Annotated in this window: 19 protein-coding genes; 9 read left to right on the forward strand and 10 right to left on the reverse strand. The window is 35.7% G+C overall.

Going from position 1 to position 20,217, the window contains the following annotated elements:
- Positions 1–56 precede the first annotated feature (56 nt).
- Both U6A24_RS15195 and U6A24_RS15200 read right to left on the reverse strand, forming a co-directional pair.
- Entirely contained in the window at positions 57–893 is an 837-nt protein-coding gene (locus tag U6A24_RS15195) for an NmrA family NAD(P)-binding protein (protein ID WP_324180848.1), read from the reverse strand.
- A gap of 91 nt (positions 894–984) precedes the next feature.
- Positions 985–1,836 (reverse strand): helix-turn-helix domain-containing protein, encoded by an 852-nt coding sequence (locus tag U6A24_RS15200; protein WP_324180849.1) that lies wholly within the window; start codon positions 1,834–1,836, stop codon positions 985–987.
- Between the two features lie 299 nt (positions 1,837–2,135).
- Here U6A24_RS15200 and U6A24_RS15205 point away from each other — a divergent pair, with 299 nt between their 5' ends.
- From U6A24_RS15205 to U6A24_RS15220, 4 genes are all read left to right on the forward strand, one after another.
- Positions 2,136–2,858, forward strand: a complete 723-nt coding sequence (locus tag U6A24_RS15205; RefSeq protein WP_324180850.1) for a hypothetical protein — start codon at positions 2,136–2,138, stop codon at positions 2,856–2,858.
- A gap of 1,042 nt (positions 2,859–3,900) precedes the next feature.
- Positions 3,901–4,452 (forward strand): glutaredoxin domain-containing protein, encoded by a 552-nt coding sequence (locus U6A24_RS15210; RefSeq protein WP_324180851.1) that lies wholly within the window; start codon positions 3,901–3,903, stop codon positions 4,450–4,452.
- Positions 4,453–4,731: 279 nt separating this feature from the next.
- Positions 4,732–5,001 (forward strand): hypothetical protein, encoded by a 270-nt coding sequence (locus tag U6A24_RS15215; protein WP_324180852.1) that lies wholly within the window; start codon positions 4,732–4,734, stop codon positions 4,999–5,001.
- 75 nt (positions 5,002–5,076) lie between these two features.
- Positions 5,077–5,595 carry a hypothetical protein gene (locus tag U6A24_RS15220; protein ID WP_324180853.1) on the forward strand — a complete coding sequence of 173 codons (519 nt, stop codon included), beginning with the start codon at positions 5,077–5,079 and terminating at the stop codon, positions 5,593–5,595.
- Positions 5,596–5,904: 309 nt separating this feature from the next.
- Here the strand turns inward: U6A24_RS15220 and U6A24_RS15225 are convergent, their stop codons facing one another.
- The 3 genes from U6A24_RS15225 to U6A24_RS15235 form a co-directional block, all read right to left on the reverse strand.
- Entirely contained in the window at positions 5,905–7,740 is a 1,836-nt protein-coding gene (locus U6A24_RS15225; protein ID WP_324180854.1) for a phytoene desaturase family protein, read from the reverse strand.
- Between the two features lie 307 nt (positions 7,741–8,047).
- Entirely contained in the window at positions 8,048–8,371 is a 324-nt protein-coding gene (locus U6A24_RS15230; protein WP_324180855.1) for a hypothetical protein, read from the reverse strand.
- Positions 8,372–8,758: 387 nt separating this feature from the next.
- Positions 8,759–9,961 carry a hypothetical protein gene (locus tag U6A24_RS15235; protein ID WP_324180856.1) on the reverse strand — a complete coding sequence of 401 codons (1,203 nt, stop codon included), beginning with the start codon at positions 9,959–9,961 and terminating at the stop codon, positions 8,759–8,761.
- Between the two features lie 233 nt (positions 9,962–10,194).
- Here U6A24_RS15235 and U6A24_RS15240 point away from each other — a divergent pair, with 233 nt between their 5' ends.
- From U6A24_RS15240 to U6A24_RS15250, 3 genes are all read left to right on the forward strand, one after another.
- Positions 10,195–11,226: a sensor histidine kinase gene (locus U6A24_RS15240; protein WP_324180857.1), complete on the forward strand. Its 1,032-nt coding sequence runs from the start codon at positions 10,195–10,197 to the stop codon at positions 11,224–11,226.
- A complete protein-coding gene (locus U6A24_RS15245; protein ID WP_324180858.1) occupies positions 11,216–11,983 on the forward strand; it encodes a LytR/AlgR family response regulator transcription factor in 768 nt (255 codons plus the stop codon). Before U6A24_RS15240 ends, U6A24_RS15245 begins: the two co-directional genes overlap by 11 nt.
- A gap of 102 nt (positions 11,984–12,085) precedes the next feature.
- Positions 12,086–13,720 (forward strand): amidohydrolase, encoded by a 1,635-nt coding sequence (locus tag U6A24_RS15250; protein ID WP_324180859.1) that lies wholly within the window; start codon positions 12,086–12,088, stop codon positions 13,718–13,720.
- A gap of 35 nt (positions 13,721–13,755) precedes the next feature.
- Here U6A24_RS15250 and U6A24_RS15255 read toward each other — a convergent pair whose 3' ends face one another.
- Both U6A24_RS15255 and U6A24_RS15260 read right to left on the reverse strand, forming a co-directional pair.
- On the reverse strand, positions 13,756–14,532 hold the full coding sequence (locus U6A24_RS15255; RefSeq protein ID WP_324180860.1) for a hypothetical protein: 777 nt from the start codon (positions 14,530–14,532) through the stop codon (positions 13,756–13,758).
- Positions 14,533–14,663: 131 nt separating this feature from the next.
- Complete coding sequence (locus tag U6A24_RS15260; RefSeq protein ID WP_324180861.1) at positions 14,664–15,377, reverse strand: class I SAM-dependent methyltransferase; 714 nt, start codon at positions 15,375–15,377, stop codon at positions 14,664–14,666.
- 39 nt (positions 15,378–15,416) lie between these two features.
- Here U6A24_RS15260 and U6A24_RS15265 point away from each other — a divergent pair, with 39 nt between their 5' ends.
- The gene (locus U6A24_RS15265) at positions 15,417–15,911 is read left to right on the forward strand and encodes a YkgJ family cysteine cluster protein (RefSeq protein ID WP_324180862.1); all 495 of its coding nucleotides are present in this window, start codon (positions 15,417–15,419) and stop codon (positions 15,909–15,911) included.
- A 79-nt stretch (positions 15,912–15,990) separates the two neighbouring features.
- Here the strand turns inward: U6A24_RS15265 and U6A24_RS15270 are convergent, their stop codons facing one another.
- Positions 15,991–16,674, reverse strand: a complete 684-nt coding sequence (locus U6A24_RS15270; RefSeq protein WP_324180863.1) for a Lipl32 family lipoprotein — start codon at positions 16,672–16,674, stop codon at positions 15,991–15,993.
- Positions 16,675–16,870: 196 nt separating this feature from the next.
- Entirely contained in the window at positions 16,871–18,187 is a 1,317-nt protein-coding gene (locus U6A24_RS15275) for an exo-beta-N-acetylmuramidase NamZ family protein (RefSeq protein ID WP_324180864.1), read from the reverse strand.
- 8 nt (positions 18,188–18,195) lie between these two features.
- Between U6A24_RS15275 and U6A24_RS15280 the strand changes: the two genes are divergently transcribed.
- Positions 18,196–19,437 (forward strand): ABC transporter permease, encoded by a 1,242-nt coding sequence (locus U6A24_RS15280; protein ID WP_324180865.1) that lies wholly within the window; start codon positions 18,196–18,198, stop codon positions 19,435–19,437.
- A 50-nt stretch (positions 19,438–19,487) separates the two neighbouring features.
- Here the strand turns inward: U6A24_RS15280 and U6A24_RS15285 are convergent, their stop codons facing one another.
- Positions 19,488–20,183, reverse strand: a complete 696-nt coding sequence (locus U6A24_RS15285; protein WP_324180866.1) for a fibronectin type III domain-containing protein — start codon at positions 20,181–20,183, stop codon at positions 19,488–19,490.
- Positions 20,184–20,217: the final 34 nt, after the last annotated feature.

Below are 20,217 nucleotides of genomic sequence, written 5' to 3' on the forward strand. Positions count from 1 at the left end.
TTTCTAAATTAACTTAGAAAATCTTGTTTTTTAACTCAGTTCTTTGTTGGCAATAGTTATTGGACTTCAACTTGACTCCAAATCCCAGTTTCAGCAGTTTCTTGTGCATATTCTAGAAATGTTTTCGCTTTTCTTCCTAAAACTCGTTCAATATCATTAACTACCAGTTGATTTTTTGGATTGGTTAAAACATGACTAAATAAATACTCAATTAACCACACGACATCATTAGGTATTTGCATTTGTTTCATGCCATCGATATACTGCTCTAGCGTGATATCATAAAAATTCAAATTTCTTTTACTAGTTCTTGAAATGATATTCACAATATCTTTAAACGTGATTAATTCTGGACCAGTTACCTCAATAATTTCACCATTATAAGTATCATCCAGTAATACAGTTGCTGCTACTTCTGCAATATCATTTGCATCTACAAATGGAATTAAAACATCAGACATTGGTAATGCGACTTCTCCTGAAAGAATAGGATCTAAAAAGAAACTTTCGCTCCAATTTTGGTTAAACCACGAGGCTCGAACGATGGTGTAATTCATGTTAGAATCCATTACAATTTTTTCACAGGCTTCAGCTTCAGTTTCACCTTTTCCAGAAAGTAAGACCATTTTTTTCACACCTAATTCTTTTGCTAAATAGGTTAAACTCTCAATGGCTTCTTTGGCACCTGGAACAGCGAGGTCAGGATAATAAGTAACATACATTTTTTTTATACCTTCTAAAGCAGTGATCCACGTATCTTTATTATCCCAATCAAAGCTTGGTGATGCATTTCTTGAGCCAATTCTTGGTTCGATTCCTTTGTTTTGTAATTGTTCAACTACTCGGCGACCAGTCTTACCAGTTCCACCAATAACTAAAATGTTTGATTTCATAATTTTTGTTTTTTGAATTATGATACAAATCTATTGTAGCTGTGAACCAGTTACTTATTCAAAAAGAATTTTGATTTATTCGAAAAGAATTTTACGCTTGACTAGGTCTATAACCATACTTTTTTTCAAAAGCGTTAGAGAAAGAACCCAAACTATCATAACCTACAGCCCAAGCAGCTTCTTGAATAGTTTTTCGTTCGTTTTTTATTAAATTATGAGCTTTTTTTAGCCGTTCGTTTTGTAAGTATTTGAAAACAGGTACGCCAAACTGTGCTTTAAATTCTGTTTTAAGTTTATTTGTATTTGTTCCGATTTTATAGGCAAGCTCTGTTAAGGAAGGCGGATTTTCCAAATCGGATATTAAAATTTCTTGGGCTAGATTGATTTTTTCTATTTGCGAAGTATCAAGTTTTGTGTGTTGTTGTTTTGCCAATTGTCCAAAATAATGAGAAAATAAAGCTGTGATATGGCTTTTATAAAACATCATTTTAATTTCGCCTTCATAGGTATTGCTAAAGAACTGTTCAACTAATTGAAACATTTCTGGACTCATATTAAAAACTGGGCCTTCAACATAATGATCTTTTGGGTGAATTAATTGATATAGAAATTGTTCCAAGAATTGACCTTCACCATTAGGCAATTGGTCTATGTTTCTTATTGTTGTGGCGATTACTAAACATTGCAGCGATTTTAGTTTGGAAACATGATGTTCAAACTCTACCATATTATCAGCATAAAATGATAGCACCATACCTTTGGTGTGATGGAACTCTTTGGCTTTTCCATCAAATTTTACGTTAAGTTTAACATCACCTGAACCATAAAAGGCGATAGCTATTACTGGCTCATCAAAAAAACATGAATCTATTAAATTATTATCGGAAGAAGCCACTTCCAACAAGATTGTATAATCATTTATATCTATTATTTCACGATTCATTCTTATGAGTTATCCCAATCAAGTTTGTACATAACAATTGTATAAAACACATATATGTTTTATTTCAATTATATTTTATTACCCTTTGTAAATATTTATAAACACTTACAAACACTTATAAATATATAATTTATTGTAATACAAGCCTCCCTAAAATCCAAAATCCACCGCAATTATTTTTACGTATTTCCACAGTAGCGATACATTTTTTCAAAAAAAATATCTCCAGTATCAAAAAATGAAACAAAGGGCTTTTATTCTTGTATCCATAATTAGTAATATATTAAAATCAGATACTTATGTCTAAAGAAAATTTTGACCAAAAACTAAGCGTGCTTAATACCATAGCACCCAACGAAGTAAAAATGCCCAATATGCCTATCGATGCGATGCTGCAAGAAGCAGAAAACCTATTTGTATGGGCCAGTGAGGATAAAATGACCCTAACCAACAATTCTGGATTGGATTGGGATACGTTTGGAGAAGATCTACCCACCCGCGCCGGAGCCCTGCGCCATGCGCAATCGGTTTGGATCAGCGAACGCTATAGCCAGGAAGAGGCCAACAAAACCTGGAAACTCGAATCACCCAAAGCCTATCAATTGCGCGATGATCTGTTAGATGATTTTAGATATGCATTTAGAAAACGCCCGGATCTGTTAGCTCGGGTACGCCAAATTGCTAATGGGCGAGGGGATGCCAATATGATACAGGACCTAAGTGACCTAAGCATCCTTGGTGAAAGCAATCCCGAAGAGTTAACCGTATCCAAATTTAAAATGGAAAAACTGGATACAGCAGCCCAGCTATCCAGCGATATGGCCGAGTTACTAGCCAAAGCTAATGGAGCTACTCAAGAAAACTCCTTGGCCAAACTGGTACGTGATCGCGCGTTTACCCACTTAAAAGAAGCCTTAGACGAAGTGCGCGCAGCGGGTAAATATGTGTTTAAAAATGAACCAGAACGTTTTAAGGGATATGTAAATCAATATCTTCGAAGACAAAACGTATCACGTGTATAAAATCTGTGTCTCATAATCAGTTTGTAATGTCATCCCAAACTTGATTTGGGATCTCATCTTACCTGTTGACAGATATATTAATGAAATACTGAATCAAGCCTGTGCTGCACTCGTTTCAGTATTCAGCATGACGAATATTATAGATTTAACTATATATTTTTAATCCCGGGATCATTATAAGGGTCCCGGGATTTTTTTATGACCTCTGTATAACAAAAAACCTGCCCCATAGCTTATACAATATCGCCTGTATACAAAAAGACTATCCTTGTAGGTTACAAAACTCTTCCCGTATATATTATAAGTCTTCCCGTAGGTTGCTTATCTCTTCCTGATGATTACTTTAGAGTTCCCGTATATATCATAAAGCTCCACAGCACTATACATATGTGTCCCGTAGGTTAAAAACGTCTTCCCGTAACCTACAAACATGTCCACAGCCTACGGGGAACTCAAGTAACTATACGGGAAATACTATGCAGCTTACGGGAAGGCATTGTATGCTTACGGGACGAGTATGTATAGGTACGGGAGACGATGATCAACCGCTGTGGAGGGATAATTATGGTACGGGACGCCTGTGTATAAGGGATGGGTATTACAAGAGCAAATAAAAAAGCCTTTGTCACAATGTGATAAGTGCTTTTTTTGTTTTTTGATACGTTTTGACACTTAAAAAATATGATTTTGAAAAACACTAAAAGTCAAAACACCGGGTTTTGGAGTGAACCCTCAAAATTGGAAAGTATTCAGATTTCATAATCCCTTTTTACTTCTTTTTCGTCCCATTTTTAATAGGTCTCAGCACTTTTTATAAGATAGTTTGTGCACAAGAGCCAATATTTGATGTAAAGTAGTTTTAATAGTGCCATTTTAGGTTTATATCCACTATTCATTAACCACTGATTATGGTATTAATATTTGAAATATGCAATTATCAAATCCAAAGAAAATCGGCTTATCTCGGGCCATATGTACTGCCCTGATCCTATTGTTTTGTCTTATGGCGGCTTTGGCACAGGCCCAGGACGGCACGGTCAGGGTGATCGAGACCAAATCCAGGAACCGTATCGCTTTTTTTGCCGAGAACAGGACCTTTACAGACTATGATGTGCTATTCGAGGTAAAGGGCTCTAATTTTGGACAGAGTAGAGCCAAACCCCGGTGGATCAGGGTTCCGGCAGCATCCAGGGTTCACTTGAAGACCATCATTTTATTTCGGGGCAAACAACCGGTCTACACCAAAACATTAAAAACAAATGACAGTTTATCAAAACGGGCCTTGAAAAAGGAATTCGAGGCATTGGATATCCCACCGCCCAAGGTCAAGCCAAAGAAACAGATCACTATCTATACATCCAAGGGATGCGATGCTTGTGATAGTATTGTAAGGCGACTCAATTCTCAAAATTTCATCTTTAGAAGTGTTTCCTTGGATGAAAACCCCGAAATAAAAGAACAGTTGGGTCAATTTTTGTCCAAATCAACCCAGGAGATGGATTCTTTATCCAGTCCCATAATAAGTCTAGGAGGCAAGCTCTACAGCTGGATCACCACTTTCGACCGGATGATGGAGGAAGTAGAAAAAGAGTAAGACTGTTTTATGTCATGGCACCACTTGTAAAGCAACAAGAAGGTATTTGCTGGAGCCAGGAGGTAAGAATAAAGAAGTTAAGAAGTCAGGAGTGAAGTATTGAAAGATCTAAATAATCCAAGAATCCAACACTCCAGTAATCGAACAACCCAAATAATAACATATCGTCAAAAAAAGCTACCCCACAAAATTTAACGAACTAAACAAATCGTAAACATAGTTGTGTTGCATCATATGAAAGAATAAAAAAAGTACGAACCATTAAAAAGTAAACACACTATGAGTATGATCATGAAACAAATCGAAATGATCGAACGTATCGATCGATTAATCCGTTTACAAGCTACAGGATCGCCAGACCAATTGGCGATTCGATTAGGAGTCTCAAAAGCCAAGGTATATCGTGTCATAAGTACGATGCGCAGTTTAAATGCACCTATTCTGTATGACGTAAGCATTCAGAGCTTTGTATATGAAGCATTGGTAGGGTTTAGGTTTGGGTTTTATGCCAAAGAAGCTCATCACAATGAATTGCCAACATATGCATAAACTATTAAGGATTAATTAAAATAAAAAAATGCCAGTTTCATTTTTTGAAACTGGCAGCCATTACTATTGTAAAAAATGAGGTTAACTGGATTACATAGTATTGTAAAGTCTATCATCTTGTTAGGGATGATGTCTATGGTGTTTGCACAGCCCCCTGTTGTTGATACACCAACTGTCCCTCAAACTTCTAGTATGCAGGTGGTCACTCCTGGTTTTAATCGTGGAGGTGTGCATCAAGGTTTCCCGGCTTCGCAATTCTATAGCACTCGGCAACAGCAAAATCAGCAACCTATAGACGAGGTAGCCCAGCATCAAAGATTGCAAGAAGAAAAGCAAAAAAGAGCACAAGCATTGATTAACGAAGCAGTAAGTCATTTTTCTACTTCCTATAGCCTTCCTTCTTATTCTAACAAAAAAGGAGCAGATAGATACCGAAAGGCATTTGCCTCCTTAGAGACTATGGAGAAAAAACGGTTTTCTGTAAGAGAAGCCGTTTTTACGGTCGAGAATGCTTTTTACGAACAAGAAACAGATTACAGCGAGTTTGACAAAGTGATCCAAGAAAAAATCAATTACATACATAACAACCCGTAGAATACGGTTTTGTAACCGATCCCGTAGAGTGGAAATATAGTAGTGCAAGAAATTATCAAGGCAATCAAACAATTCTAGAAATAGATAGTGATAGATTTTTGTTTGGATTGGTTAAATAATGCAACATGTGAGCACGAGCAAGATGCTTGGGCCAGCGAGGGGACCGGCACCAGCATTTTTGATATCAAATACAGGTAACCCGGTGACTTCACTTATCCACTTGTTGTATTGTTTGGTACTACCACACTTACCAGAGAAAAAAATAGCGCCTTCCACAATTATTGTTTTAATCATTCATCTATAACATTCCTATCCCATAGGACCAAAGATCATTGCTTTGTCTTCTTTGTCTAATTGCTCACAACTTTTGGAGAAGCTACTATCATCTAGTTTAATATGAAAACGAATATTTTCTTCCTCAGCAGAAGAAATTACAGGAAGCCAACGATAGGGTAAATCCAGTGCCGTTTCTTTTGGATTTGTGAGGTTAAGAATGGTATACTGTCCTTTTTGATATTGAAATCCGGTAGGTTTTTCAAAACTCAATTCGATCTTTTTGTCATCGACTTTTTTACGATCCAAAAATGGAACAATTCGTTGATCAACATACTTGACCTTATTATATTTTGACCAAATTTTATCACGATTCATTTGCAAAGCCGCCAAAAAGCCTCCTTGAATTGAACCTTCAAAACCGCCCCCCGGGAATGCCCATGCCGATGCAAAATACAGATTTGGAATCAAAAAGTTATTTCTAAATCGGTTACTTGCTGTTTGTTCTTTAGTTTGAGCATAACCATATACAGATCCACTAGGATTCATGGTATATCTTTGAATGGTTTTGGGGGTAGAAATTTCATAGTATTCAATACTATTTCTAATTCCCGGGAACTGCTTTTCTAATCGTTCCAATAGAACTTGGGCTATTTCTTCCTTTTTTGCCTTATAGTCTACGTCATTTAAATTTTCCCAATTTTCAAGATAATCAACTGCGCAGATTACACCTTCATATTTGTTGGGTGGCGTCAGTCCAGAATCTACCTTGTTATAATCTACAAAAATGAATCTACGTTTGGACCAATCTCCATGGTGGTTTTTTTTAATATCCCTTAAGGTATTTACATCATCTCCTTGAAAAACATTTGAGTAGTGTTTTACACCAAATTTTGCTACATCAGTCTTAAAGCCGAGATACATGCACAATAGAGAACAAGAATTTGATTTCGAATTGATTTTTTGTTGAAGCTGTGTGGAATAGGGTTCATCCAGCATCGCTGGCACCAAAGGAATGGCACAATTGGCTACAACATTATCGCATGAAATAGTGATAGGTTCAGAACTTTTATTAAAACTATCACAGAAGGTGACTCCAGTCACTTTGCTATTATGGGTAATGATTTTCTCTGCAGTTTTACCTAATAAAATACTGCTGCCATTTTTTTCTATATAGGAGGCTAGGTAATTGGAGAGCTGTTGCGAACCTCCTTTTATGAAGTGACCTCCGGCCTCAATAAAGCCTGAAAATGGCATACCAAAGTAAAACATAGATAATGTATAAGGGTCGTCACCCCAATACGCAATGTGTGCTACGAGATCTAGTTTTGCATTTTCATTGGTAATATACTTGTCCAACCAAGATCCAACCGTATGTCGAGTTGCTTCTACAAGGTTGGGGTAAAGCAACGGCATCAACGGATAAATCAATTTTCGTTTTAATGGTGTACGGGGTAATTCGACTGCTTCCTTTCGTATTCCAGAAATTAATTTTATAAAGCGTTTGATACCTTTTTCGTCTTCAGGATATCGATCTATTAATGCCTTGGTTGCTGCCTCATATCCATGTGGAAACACAAAATCTTCTTTATTAGAAACTACTCCATAGAACTCTGGTACTTGTACGAATTGAACATTCCTATCTACTTCAAGCATTTTAAAAATATTCCTTATTGGGCCGTTTTCAGTTAGTCCACTCATTTCGTGTAGACCGACTTCTATAATTAAATCACCTCTTTTGAAAGTGGTTGCACAGCCCCCAGGTTTATGATGTTGCTCTAGTAAAAGTACTTTTTTTCCGAATTTTGAAAGTGTGGCTCCTGCGACTAATCCTGCCAGTCCACCGCCTATGATAATGGTATTGTATTCCATGACTAAAAAAGAGTTTTAATTTATTGGCAATTAATTGGTTGAATAGAGAATAAAGTTATCAGGTTGACACCAGTTTAATAATGATAATGATCAGTTTTAAACGTAAAGTTCTAAACTCGGAATCGAGCTTTGGTAAAGCGGTAAATTAAATGGGAGAGTTGAAAGTTTTTCGTTTTTGCACCTTACCTTTTTCTTAGCGCATTGTGAGGCAATACAATTGTATAATAGTAATTATTTTTATCTAAAGAGAGTCTAGACATAGAAGTTTTCCATAAAATAGTAAGGCAACTTCCCAAAATTTGAAATATCATTTAGGCTCTAAAGACATCACATAGTCATAGCTCTCATTTAAATACACAGCAAGTTCATCTAAATCTTCTAGCATGCTGTCGGGTATTAATATATATCCCTTCATTGTGGCACCATAAGATTTGTATAAGGTGGTTTCAAACTTTTTTAAATACTTTTCTTGTACGTCTTTTGAAAATCGAATGCCAATCTCACCATCTTTATTGAACAACGAAAACATGTATCCATTTGCCGAAGTGTAAGGCATCGTTTTACCCTTTCTTTCAAATCTGGGGCATTTATCGATCAGTTGATCATAGATGGCTAATTTTTCTTCCCACATAACGCAGTTTGTTTACTAGGTTTGTAACAAGGTAGTTATAAACCATTGAACAGTCAAAACCTATTACCAAATAACAAAACCGCCTTCTTGGCGGTTTTGAATAAAGCAAACTGCGTCATATGACGATTATGTTACAGTTTATTTACTATTTTGTTTCGGGCAAACCTAAAACAAATAATTAGAATGTACCAGAGGGAAAATATCCCTTTTTGATCGGGGTGTTTTCTGGAGAACAGGGGGTATGGTTTATGGTATTATAAACAAATAAAAGAAACTGTCTAAAAAGTAAAAGAAACAAAATTCTGTCATTTCGACTCCGCTCAATGTGACAGAAAACATTACTTTTTAGACAGCCTCTCTAGTTATCCAATATGTAAGTGTTTTTTACTAAAAACCTTTAAAGGCTTCGGCATTCTTCACCAAAACAAGAACATCATATTTAAAAATAACCTTTTTAAAAGCATCAGAGAAACTAGAATATGCATGTTCTCTAAGTGGGGTCAAATCTAAAACATAATACTTCTTTGTTATCGTTGGAAGGACCTTTTGCACCTCTTCGGGAAACTTTTTTGTGTTATCAAATGCGACTACCGGATCTGGAGTAAAGGGATTTCCTGTTGCTGTTTTACCCGTAATCCCCATGACAACAAAATGTAACGAATGCATGTCGTTTGTGATGGCCAATTCACTGGCCATGTTTGAAATGTCATAGATATTTGTTCGGGTTAATCCTTTTGCGGCATGATTGGCTCCCAGCTTAAAAATTACCTTTGGGGTATTATTTTTCTTTTTTGCCTCTCTATAGTATCGTAAAAAATTACTTTTCATTAATTGACCTCGAGTATTATTGTTCTTATAATACTCTTTTGTGATGTTGTTATAGGCATAGATTACTTTAGTGTTCCATAGCTGATTGATCATTTCAATTTCTTTTTCGTCTTTAGCCAGTTTTAGTAAATCTTTGTGTGTTTTTTCGTCATATTTAAAAATATACGGGGCGTTATAATCTTTATTGGTTATCGCTTCTTGATAGGCCATCACGGCCTCTTTTTTCAACTCTTTTAGTTTCTTTTTTAAGGGTTGATGGCTCGTGGTTTTTATGATATAGTCAAAATTGAGTCGAAACTGAACCATAAATGTCTGATCGATACCCCAAATATCTCCTTGCTTCTTTACTACATTGGTAAATAGCTCATAATCATCTTCATTATTGTAAAAGGGAATAGAAAACTGAAATTCTTGATGTAGCTTTTTTGCATTATCAATCGGAGTACTAGACGCGGCTATTTCTTTTATTTTTTCAGCGGCGATGGCATCGGTCTCTATGCACAATGTATGGTAACCATAGGGTTGTGCAATATTATATAAGGCATTCGTAAAAATACCCACTTCTTTAATTCCGTGCTGTTCACCTACAAAAGTAAACTGGCTGTTTTCTAGTCTTTTTTTTACAAAATCAATAAATTTTTGGTCAGATAAATTCTCGACTTCAAAACTATAGCCTGCAAGTTGAATTTCTTTTTTTTGGGCATTCAGGCTAAAAGTGGTAAAAAGTAATACGACACAAAAAGCATACATTAAAATTTTCATAGAATCTTGTTTTTAGATTGATATGTCAAAAATAAGTCCTTCATGAGTCGGTTTTTTTACAATATCGGTGAACTCAAATACTTCGATGATAGGTATAGCGTATAACTGCGTGAACTGATATATTTTGACGATGAAGGCATTTTGATAGAGCAAAAACTTGGGTTATTGCATAATTGTAGAAGTGTTGCTTTGTCAATATTTGCCTATTTTTAGAATCCAAAAATATATCTAGAATGGATGTGCAATCACCTAAATTGCCAATACAATGGAGAATAATGATCGTTTTGATTGTTGGAACTGTAATGTACGGAATCATCTCTGTTGCGTCCAATTTTAGAGAACCACCCGGGCTCGACCCTTTCTTCACTTTGCTGATGATGGGTATTATATATGCTGTTTTTGAAACGTTGCATCAGTTACAGAAAAAAATGATCCTTCGCAAGGCTAGTAATTTTTGGATGTTTACCAGTAGTGCTTTGGTAGGAACCCTTTTGTTTTTGATATTGTTTTATTTTTATAAATGGTTGGATCATTTTATCCTCAAAAGTGAACCGCCCATGCTGCAACATATGGTATTTGCTGTATTGATTGGACTTTCTTTGTCAACCGTATTGGGTTTGATCCTTCTTACATTTAATTGGAGAAATCAATTTTATATATCGCATATCCAAAATGAAGAATTTAAAAAAGAAATTATAAAAGCCAATCTGTCGATTTTAAAAAACCAACTGGACCCTCATTTCATGTTTAATAATTTCAACACACTGTATTATCTTATTGATGAAGACAGTAAGTTGGCGCAGCAGTTTCTGAAAAATATTGCGGCCGTATATCGATATATCCTTCAAAATAACGAAGAAGCTCTTATCCCGATTTCCCAAGAGTTTGAAATGGCAAAACAATATCTGGTCCTTATTAAAGAGCGCTATAAAAATGCATTGCAGGTTCATGATACTATTGATGAAGCATTGTTAAGGAACAAAAGTTTACCTCCGTTGGTATTACAACAATTGATAGAAAATGCTGTAAAACATAATCGTATCGACGAAAATTCACCTTTACATCTCTATCTTGAAGCAGATGCATCTTATTTTATAGTAAAGAACAATTATAATCCTAAAATTACTGAACATACCACAGGGACAGGACTAGAGAACATAAAAAAAAGGTATAACTTTCTCACCAAACAAAAAGTACATATCTCTCAGAACGATAGTGAGTTTAGTGTTGCAATTCCCTTAATCCCAACGTCAAATGAATATTAATGCCGTCCTCATAGAAGATGAAGCTGCTGCCAGGGATCATTTTTTGAAATTGATTACCAAAATTGATAATAACATCAATATCTGTAAACAAATTGCTACGGTAATAGAAGCTGTCGAGTGGTTTTCAACCCATAGAGACGTAGACTTAATTTTTATGGATATACAGTTGTCTGATGGTATTTCATTTGACATCCTGGAGAGAGTAGAGATAGATATTCCTATTATTTTTATTACAGCATATGACCAGTATGCTCTTAAAGCTTTTAAAACTAGTGGGATTGATTATCTATTGAAACCCATCTCTATAGAAGACCTTGAAGGTGCGCTGGAGAAGTTTTATAAAACCAATAAGAATATTGAGTGGGCGATTAGAAATATAGATATTGCGCAATTAATTAAGAGACATGAGAAGCAAAACTTCAAGGAACTATTTTTGGTAAAGTCAGGAAACAGTATGATTCCGGTGAAAACCAATGAAATTGCTTATTTCTATCGGGATCGGCTAATTTTTGCCAAAAGTTTTACTGGCGAATCATATTTATTGGACCACTCTCTTAATCAATTACAGACGATGTTGGATCAAGAAAAGTTCATTAGGTTAAATCGACAACTTTTGGTGAATCTTGATGCAATACATAAGTTGGCCACACATAAACCGGGTCAATTATCGGTGATTTTAACTCCAGATTATAGTGCCGAAATAGTTTTGAGCCATGAGCGTTCAAAGTGGTTAAAACTTTTTTTTGAAAGGAAATAACATTAAAAACTTGGTATCTTATATTAAGAAAATCTTAACCTCTATAAAACCAAGTTATCCCTATTTTTAGCCCCAGTAAACACAAATCAACTCAACTATAACATGCAAAAAATTATTCTTTTATTCGTTAGTACCCTGTTTGTAGTTTCTTGTCAGCCACCCAAAACAGCGGTAGATTTATTGGTTATCAACGCCAATGTATATACTGTTGATGACTCAAACCCAAAGGCAGAAGCTTTTGTCATTGCAGATGGTAAATTTGTAAAAATAGGCAGTACAAAGGATATTCTTAAAAGCTATTCGGCATTAGATACACTGGATGCAAAAGGAAAAACAATTGTTCCCGGATTAATTGATGCCCATTGCCATTTTTACGGTTTAGGATTACAACAGCAAAAAGTAGACCTTACCGGAACAAAAAGCTATGATGAGGTATTGCAGCGTATTGCAGCTTTTCAGAAGGAAAAAAATCTGAGTTTTATAACCGGTAGGGGTTGGGATCAAAATGATTGGGAGGTAAAAGAATTTCCTACCAAAGAAAAGTTGGATAGCCTTTTTCCAAATACACCTGTGGCAGTGAGAAGAGTCGACGGTCATGCCATGTTGGTGAATCAAAAGGCATTGGATATGGCCAAAATCACAGTAAATACTACGGTAGAAGGAGGAGAGATTGTGAAAAAAGATGGAAAGCTCACAGGGGTGTTGATTGATAACCCTATGAGACTTGTAGAGGCTGTTATTCCTGACCCTAGGGTACATGAACAGGTACAGGCTCTTAAAGACGCAGAAAAAATTAATTTTAGTTACGGTTTGACTACGGTAGATGATGCGGGATTGAGTCCACAGGTAATCGCCCTGGTAGATAGCCTTCAAAAAAAGGATGAATTAAAGATAAGAATGTATGCCATGGTGAGCAATGTACCGGCGTATATAGAGCAATACTTAAAGAGTGGCGTTCATAAAACGGATAGATTAAATGTATCTTCCTTTAAGGTATATGCAGATGGTGCTTTGGGATCTCGTGGTGCTGTATTGAAAAAACCGTATTCAGATCAGGAAAATCATTATGGAGCTATGGTGATAGGTACTGATGAGTTTAAAGAACTGGCAAAAAGACTAGCAGGGTCTCCTTTTCAGATGAATACCCATGCTATTGGCGATTCTGCCAATGCCGTTGTAATGAATACCTATTATGAAGTGCTTAAAAATAAATCTGACCGAAGATGGAGAGTAGAACATGCTCAAGTTGTTGCTCCTGAAGAATTTGAGATCCTTAATGATAATCTCGTGATGAGTGTGCAACCTACCCATGCTACCAGTGATATGTACTGGGCCGATGAACGATTAGGAGAAGAACGTATTAAAGGAGCCTATGCCTATAAAGACCTATTGGAAAAGACGGGTAAGATTGCCCTGGGTACAGATTATCCTGTAGAACATGTGAGCCCTTTTTATACCTTTTATGCTGCAGTAGCTAGAAAGGACTTAAAGCAATATCCAAAAGCAGGTTTTCAGAAAGAGAATGCGCTTACCCGAGAAGAAACGTTGAAAGGAATGACACTTTGGGCCGCATACAGTAATTTTGAGGAAACCGAAAAAGGAAGTATTACCAATGGGAAATTTGCCGATTTTGTCGTTTTGCAAGAAAATATAATGGAAATTGAAGAAGACAAAATACCAAACATACAGGTAAATGCTACCTATGTAAATGGAGAAAAGGTATTTGGTAAAGATTAATTCTTAACGACCGGGGAGCATAGAATGTTCAATTTCTATCTCCCTCCGTTAGCTTGTAAGTCGGCAATACATAAATCGTCTAGTTCGGGTACGCTGTCTCCCATTCCCATAATACCTGAACTAAATTCTATTGCTGCTTCCATAAGACAATTAGGCACATTGCAATGTCCATTAGAATCAGGATCTTCATGATCAGATTGTAACGGAGTACCAATATTGACCAATCCCAATAAATGAGCGAATTCATGATTTAAAGCTGCAGTTTCTATATCACTAAGTGAAGGGCCACCTGGTCGCGAGCCTCCTAATCGGCGCAAGGTGCCTTCATAAATAACCACCGAGGTATTTAAATAAGCCGTTCCTAGTGTTATCTGTTCTGTGGTATCGTCTTCTTTACTACCATCTGCAAAATATACATAGACAGTAATGTCATCACCGGCATTGAAAAGAGTACGAGTATCATTTTCTATTTCTGCAATTTCTTCCGTGGTAAATGGGGCCTTGTTAGCAGACGACACAGTACGCAGATTGATGGTTATACCATCGGGTTTGAATACTCTATTCTCTAGAAATTGTCTAAAATTATTAACCGCTGTTGCGGTGGGTTCAAACCCTTGTACGGCAACCATCTCGACTGTTAAACTTTTGAAATTGGTATCACTTAACAAATCATTGGCCGAAGTTCCCAAGGGTTGTCTGTTGGCCGCTTGTGAAGGATTGTTATCAAAGGGTGAATCATTATCATCATCAGAGCATCCAACAAGAATAAAAGAAGATATAAAAAGGTAACTTAGGAATTTTGTTATTTGCACGGTATCTATTTTTTTCTGTATTGGTGGTAAATTAGTAAATTTACTACACACCAGTTTTTAGGTTTAACATTGTTTTTAGAATAGAGTTTTAGCCACAAACATTGTACCAGTAATGCTAAAATGCTATAAAATTAAGTTGGCAATGTTAGTCGAGCTAAATAATCATAACTTTCTCCTTCCAGTATTAATTCGCATAAAAATCCATGAGCATTGGCAGCATTTTGTAAAGTATTGAAGTCTATATATAACCAGTCAAACCAATCAGATTGTTTATTTTTATATTGTAATCGATACTGCATTTCGCCATAATATCCTGCAGAAGCGTCTATCCAAAAACCTCCATCTTCATCAGTAAACAAGTATGAAATATCTGAAGAATCTATAAGTACTTGTCCGTTTGGGTGCAATAGTGTTTTAATGTGGGATAAAAATCGATCAATATTATTTAATTTACCAATAATTCCGCTCCCGTTCATAAGTAATAATAAGGTATCAAATTTTACATCTTGAAGATGATAAACATTTTCAACATAGGCCTGGCGAACCCCTCTTTTTTTGGCAATTTCAATACCGCCTTGAGAAACGTCTATTGCAGTTACATCCAGCTTTTTTTCATTCTGAAGATATAAACTATGACTTCCAGCGCCGCAACCAATGTCCAATGTTTTTCCTTTGGATAAATCCAATGCTCTTTGCTCTATTGATGGCATCTCTTGGTAAGATCTGAAGAGATAGGCCGTAGGAATTATATCATCATCAAAATCTGGTGCCTGAACAATAATATCTTCAGTAGAATTCTGATTGTAATGGTCTTTTATTGCTTCTCCAAAAATATCTTTGCTCATAATGCTATTTGGTAATCCTTAAGGTGTAATTTTGTACCTATGCAAGAATTTATTGATCAGTTGCCACAGTTGGCCAAAGATAAACATAACGAAAACAAAAAGTTCTTTGCGAAGCTTAAAAAAAAGCCACCAAAGAAACTTGACCAGATGATGCAGCAATTGCATGACGAAGAGTTTGAAAGAACAGATTGCCTGGAATGTGCAAATTGCTGTAAAACTACGGGGCCATTATTCACAGATAAGGATGTGGAAAGAATTGCCAAATTCTTCAAAATGAAACCTCAAAAATTTGAAGAGCAATACTTAAGACAAGATGAAGATGGCGATTTGGTGCTGCAGCAAGTACCATGTACTTTTTTGGGCGCAGATAATTATTGTTCTATCTATGAAGTAAGACCTAAAGCCTGTCGCGAATACCCACATACAGATCGTAAAAAGTTTCAGCAGATCTCAAACCTTACTTTAAAGAATGTTACAATTTGCCCGGCAGCTTATAATATTGTTGAGAAAATGAAGGCAAAAATGCCTTTATAAAAAAGTACTCCCATGCTTTTACAAAAAACATGGGAATACTTTAACCTAATCGGGTGTATGTCTTATTTTGGATCTATTATTATAATCCTTTTTTTAAATCCTCTATAGTTTTAGCCATTACAACTCCAGGTAATTTAATTGGAGCTGCTACTTGCGCAAGAAAAGTACCTTTTACTTCTCCTGTTTTAAAAGTCGTAAAACCTATTCTATAAAGTCCAGCGGTTAACGCTTTAAGAGGGTCGCTAGCTTCACTTTTATATCTTAATAAAGAGTTGTAACTGCTTCCGCTGGGTTGTTTTGGCATTTCACCACTATCATCATTACGTTCTAGTGTAACCCATTTAGCTGCTTTTACAGCTTCATCGCTAATTTTATCTTTACTTATGATATCTGATCGCTCCAAAGTGATATAGGTATCAAAATATTCTTCTGAGCCAGCATTTTCTTCATAAGACTTGGACATTGTAGCACCTTTAACTTTGGTTTTTCCTACCGGAGACATCATTCTCACTCCTAATTCTGGAGCAACCGCTGGAATCCATACGTAGATATAGTAAAACTTCTTATTGTCTTTTACTTCATCTTCATTACCTGGAGCAGCATACCCAAGATATGTAACGACATCTGTATAAGGTACTTTGATAGTCTTTGGACCAATCTTTTTTTCAGTTAAACCACCGAATTTTTTTAATTTTTGAGCCTGTGAATCAACAGTACATAGCAAAGCAAATGCACTGAGTAGAATAAGGATCTTTGTTTTCATAGTTAATTGATTTAGTATTACTTATTAATTAGGTAATATACACCCGGTTAGTGTTGTTGTAAAGTAATTTACTTTTTGATGGACTTCTAAGGTATGATAATTATTCTCAAATAGGAAAATTTGAACTAAAAATTAGCGGCCAAAAAAACGATTGGATAATTTTTGTTGAAATAGCAAGAATATCTTGAGTTATATGTTATTTATATAATAGATATTTCTTTCTTTTTTCTTTGTAAGCCCTGAGACCTTCACTCCATGATTTTTTAATTTGTGTGGCACTTACTCCATCAATAATTTGTTGTTGTAATTTCTGGGTGCCGGCATGCGCAGTAAATGACTTTGTGTTAAAGAATTTTTCCTTGTCTTTGGAGTTTTTATAGGCATTAACCAACCATTCAAGATTTATTCTACTTAGCCGTGGGATTTTTCTAAGGTCATTCCCATAGCATACTTCACCCCGATGTTTAGGGTATTTTGCTCCAAAATTAGGTTTCGGAGTATAGGCATAATCATATTTCTCTATTGCTAAATCTGGAGATCCATAAATTTGAAACTGTGTTTCTGTACCGCGACCGGCATTAATGGTGGTACCTTCAAAAAAGCCAAGACTTGGGTACAAATTGATAGCTTTATCATTTGGTAAATTTGGTGATGGTCGAATAGGTAGACTATATGCAGTTTTATGTGTATAATTTTTAACCGGAATAATGGTGATATCACACGTAAGCCCTTCTCCCAGCCAACCTTCGCCATTCACCATTTTGGCATATTCGCCAATGGTCATTCCATGCACCAAAGGAATTGGGTGTACTCCCAAAAAACTAGTATGTTCGGGCTCCATAGTGGGGCCATCTATATAATGTGCATTTGGATTTGGGCGATCCAGAATAAGGACAGGAATATTATTTTCTGCACAAGCCTGCATTACATAATGCAACGTTGATATATAGGTATAAAATCTAACGCCAACATCTTGAATATCGAAGACTACAATATCAATTCCTGAAAGAGATTTTTTGGATGGTTTTTTGTTTTTTCCATATAATGAAACAACAGGAAGTCCTGTCTTGATATCTTTTCCGTCTGCAACCAATTCTCCTGCATCTGCTTTACCTCTAAAACCATGTTCTGGCGCAAATACTTTCTTAATTTTGATATTCCTTGATAATAATGAGTCAACTAGGTGGGTATATTGTTTAAATTTAAGAGCGCGCATTCCTTGCTCACTTTCAAATATTGTGGCAATATTGGGATATTTAAAAATTACTGATGTTTGGTTTCCAACTATGGCTACATTTTTTTCTTCTAGTAAAGGTAAATATTCTAAGGTTTGATTGGCACCAACAAGAATGGGTTGAGTAAGAACAGTTTCTGTGGTTTTTTTCTTAGTGATGGTATCCAGAACTTCCTCATTAACTTCTTGTGAAGATACTTTTGTACTACTTCCACAAGAAATAAGAACCGTACAAAAGAATAAAAATGTATTTTTGAATGCATTTCTAATAAAAACCATAGTTAAGCTTGAATTTCGAGTATTTTATAGCCAAACGCCTCATCAAAGGTAAGGAACATAAAAGTAGCATTTCGACTCCAATTATAAAAATTGCCATTTCGGCTATTGCCATTGGAATGATAATGATGCTAATTACCGTTGCTACGGGCATAGGTTTACAACGTAAAATACGCGAAAAAGTTGCCGCATTTAATGGACATATACTGGTTACTAGTTTTGATAACAATAGTAGTGTAGAATCTTTAATCCCAGTTTCAAAAAACCAACAGTTTTATCCTGATTTTCCTGAAGTTAGTGGTATTGTACATATGCAGGCAGTTGCTACCAAAATGGGACTTATACGCACTGCCACAGATTTTGACGGGGTAGTGGTAAAAGGAGTAGATAAAGATTATAATTGGAATTATTTTAAAGAATACCTCGTAGCTGGTAAGCTACCTGATTTTAGCGCAAAACTAAATGATGAGATTCTTTTGTCTTCTCACATAGCCAATCGGTTAGGACTCAAAATAGGTGATAAAGCGATTACTTATTTTTTAAAGAAAAAGGCCAAATCAAATTCACAACCATTTATACGGGCTTTCAAGATTGTGGGTATTTATAATTCGGGATTTCAGGAGTTTGATGAGACGTATCTTTTTGCAGATATTCGACATATCCAGCGTATGAATAAATGGAAAAAGGATGAGGTTGGAAATTTTGAAGTCTTCATTGATGATTTCAATGAGATTAACTCAAAGGGACAGGAGATTTATGAAAATATTCCTTCGACACTAGATAGTCAAACCATTACCCTGAAGTATGCAACAATTTTTGAATGGCTTAAACTTTTTGACCTCAACATAATTGGGATCATTGCTATTATCATTCTGGTTGCTGGTATTAATATGATCACGGCATTATTGGTGCTAATTTTAGAAAAAACCCCTATGATTGGGATACTAAAAGCACTAGGTACATCGGATTGGAGTATACGAAAAGTGTTTTTATATAATGCAGCGTATTTAATATTAATAGGTCTATTCTGGGGAAATTTGATCGGTATTGGTGTATTGTTTATTCAAGACCAATATGGTGTGGTAGGGCTCAATCCTGAGACCTATTATGTGAGTACAGCTCCAGTATACATTAATGCCGGACATATTCTATTACTTAACCTGGGTACAATGCTATTGTGTTTATTGATGTTATTGATTCCATCTTTTATAGTTTCAAAAATATCCCCTACAAAATCTATCCGTTTCCAATAGTTTTACAATGAAAAAGGGGAAGAATTTCTTCCTCCCCCAAATCCCCTTATTTAGTCTGTTTTAAAACTCCAGACTTGACCAATTGAAACCCCTTGTTGATCGTCTTTAACAACGACTCTCCAAAAGTATTCTTTATTTGCATCTAGTGTTACTTCTGCAAATGAGCTTGCTAAGTTTTCGGCGAATAGCGCAGGAGGGTTGGTTTCCCCAAAGTATACATCATAGAGCAGAGGATCTCCATCGGCATCTGCGCCATTCCACTCTAATGTTATGTTGTTTTCTGTTAAAGTAGATCGTAATGCTGGAGTAATTAATTCTGGAACATAAGGAATTGTGTTTATCCCAGGATCGGGTTCTGTGATAAAAGCTTGAACCGATGTGTATGGACTTTCGTTTCCATTATTATCAAATGCTTTTATTCTCCAGAAGTAGGTAGTTCCTTTTTCAAGATTGAAAATTACTGAAGTTTGAGACGTATTTGCCGTAAGTAAAATATTTTCAAATGTAGGTTGCGTAGCAATTTCAATCTCATACATAAATTCATTCGTAATATCAGAGGTAGCGGGGTTCCATTGAAAATTTAAATCAAAGTTGGTGCATACCAAATTGTTTGTAGGGTATACCAAACTGGGTATCGTTGGAGTCGCATCAATATTGAAAGGATCTTTGAGCGTAATGCTTCCTTCATCATCGCTACAACCTAAAAGTAGCAATGCGGTACATATGGTGATATATATATTTTTCATTTGTTTTTATTTTTGATTATAAAGGGTAACAAAA

The organism is Aquimarina gracilis, from assembly GCF_035285365.1.
In the GTDB taxonomy this organism is placed as follows: Bacteria; Bacteroidota; Bacteroidia; order Flavobacteriales; family Flavobacteriaceae; genus Aquimarina; species Aquimarina gracilis.